Below are 2,417 nucleotides of genomic sequence, written 5' to 3' on the forward strand. Positions count from 1 at the left end.
CTTCGACGTGTGTGTCGTTGCGTCAGTCACCGTTCCAGTGTAGAGGGCCGGTCCAATTGCTGTCCGCAGCAGCACCTGTGGAGACCTGGACGTCGGCAGTTACAGATGGACCGCCACGATCCGGTGGACCGCGACCGTCAACTCGGTCTCGCGCACGAGGTCGGCCAGCCGTACCCGGCCCGGTTCGACAGCGAGCACCCGCACGGTGCGTTCCTGCACCGCCCCGTCGGGGCCGGCCAGGCGCAGGCGCACCCGCGCTCGCGAGGCCTGTGCCTGGCGGAGCAGTGCCAGCGCATGGACGGGGTCACTGGCCGACGCCGTGTCTCCCGCTGCGCGTCGGGCCTCCTCCCCGGCGCGCAGCCGCCCCACGAGGCCAGCCAGCTCGCGACGTCCGATCTGGCGGCGGTGAACCGAGTGTTCGCTGCCGGGATGCGTGGGTTCCGGTGCGGTAGCCCGCCCGTGCCGCCCAGATCCGGGCGTACCGGCAACCAGCAAGCGTCCGTGCTCGTCCTCGAGTACCGGCGCTAGTCCGGTCCTGCGCAGTTCGCGCAGCACCACCCCGGCAGGCGCCGTCGAGGTGATAACCCCGGGCGCGAGCTGGTCCAGTCCGAGACCGGCCAGGGAGGCGTCGGCAAGCAGCCCGGCCGCAGTTGCCGGGTCGGCGATGCGCAGGACGCTGGCGACCTCGCGCACCCGCACCGCCCCGTGGCGGCGGGCGGCGTCGTCGATGAGGACGGTGAGGGCGCTGGGCAGCGGAGTAGGACTGAAACGGGTGAGAGCCGCCGAGAGTTCGGCCGCCGACCAGCCGCTGTCCAAGGCACGGCGCACGGACTGTGCGGTGAAGCGGACGGTCAGCGCCCCGCCGCGGGATTCGACGACGCTGCTGCGTTCCAGGGCGGAGGCGAGCTCGGGGACCGGCCGCCCGGGCACGATGGCGGTCAAGTCGGACTGCAGCAGCAACATGTCGACCGGGGCGGGCAGGTCCGCTGCGAGCACCTGTTCGAGCGCATCCAGAACTCGTGCACCCGGATCGGTGGAAGCGGGCGCCGGAGAGTCCGGGCGGGCGGCGTCCGGGTCGGCTGGGGTGGGCGCCGGTGAGCTCGGGACGGCAGTGTCTGGGGCACTCACCCGCAACGAGGCGGCCAGTACCCGTCCGGTGTGACTGAGGGCGCCGCCGCCGGTGAGGCCGAGCAGGTCCGCCTCGGCGAGCACCGCAGTGACGGCGCCCTCCGGGATCGGGCGCCGTGGGCGGGCGAAGGTGAGGGCGGCACGCACCCAGGTGGGGGTGACGGCGGTGCCCTCCGGCAGTGAATCGAGCAGGAGTAGGACGCGTCGGCGCAGGAGGCGCGCCCAGCCGGCTTCGACGTCGGCGCCGAGAACGGGGCGCAGGGTGCCGTCGTCGGCGCGGGTGCCAACGAGCCAGGGGGTGCGGGCCGAGTCGGCCCAGGCGGCGGCCAGAGCGGCCCACTGTTCGGGCAGCTGTGCGTCTAGCCAGGCGGGAACCGTAGCGGCGGGCACCCAGGCGGCGCCACCCTCGTCAAGGCCAAGCAGTTCGGCGCCGGCGGCGAGTTCGATGAGGGTGGCGGCTTGGCCGCGTTCCAGGCCGAGGGCGGCTGCGGTGCGGTCCAGCGCCCGCACTCCCACTCCCCCGGTGCGCAGGATCTGGCCGCCTTCGCGCCCCCATTCGGCCAGCAGCTCGCGGGTCAGCCGGGTGACTTCCTCGGCGTGGTTGACAGATTCGGAGGCGACGGCCTCCGGCGGTACGACGTCCAGGGCGTCGGTGGCCGGAGGCGTGAGCGGCTCCCGGTTGAGGCGACCGCCGCGCAGGGCGAGGCCGACTTCACGCGGGAGGATGAACCGGCTGCGGCCGGCGGCGTCGGAGGTGCGTTCCAGCCAGCCGCGCCGTGCCAGTTCGGTGGCGCCGGCGACCGGGCGTCCGGGCCCCGCCGTGCCAACCGGCGGCCCCCATGTCAGCGCTGCGAGTACGGCAAGAGCGGACTCGGAGAGTTCGCCCGGGGCGGGCACGGCGCCCAACCCAGCAAGAGCGGACTCGGCCAGTTCGCCCAGGGCGTCGGGGTGAGCGGCCGCCTGTTCCAAGACAGCCAGTGGCGGCGGGAGCTGAGCGGCGTCCAGCGGCTGTGCCGCCACGGGTCCCAGGCCGAAGGGATGCGGGCCGAAGGTCTCGATCAGTCCAGGGACGGGGCCGGCGTCGATGATGAGCGCCAGTCGCGTGAGCACGGCGAGGCGGGCGGCAACGTCGTCGGGGCTCAATCCCAGGGCCGCGGCCAGAGTCTCGGCATCCGTGCGGCTCAGGGCGACGGCGGCTTCGGCAACGGCGAGGGTGACGGCGTCCAACTCGCGCAGGGCCGCCTCCACGCTGGGGCGGGCGCCGGCGCGCACGGCGAGGGCGGTGAAGG

1 protein-coding gene is annotated in these 2,417 nt (G+C 74.2%); it reads right to left on the reverse strand.

All coding sequences use genetic code 11. The features are described 5' to 3' along the window. Positions 1 to 99 precede the first annotated feature (99 nt). Positions 100 to 2,417: helicase-associated domain-containing protein (locus RWX45_RS04515; protein WP_316022582.1), on the reverse strand; the 2,318-nt coding region annotated here is incomplete at its 5' end.

The sequence above is a fragment of the Actinomyces sp. MRS3W genome (assembly GCF_032465695.1).
Taxonomy (GTDB): Bacteria; Actinomycetota; Actinomycetes; order Actinomycetales; family Actinomycetaceae; genus Actinomyces.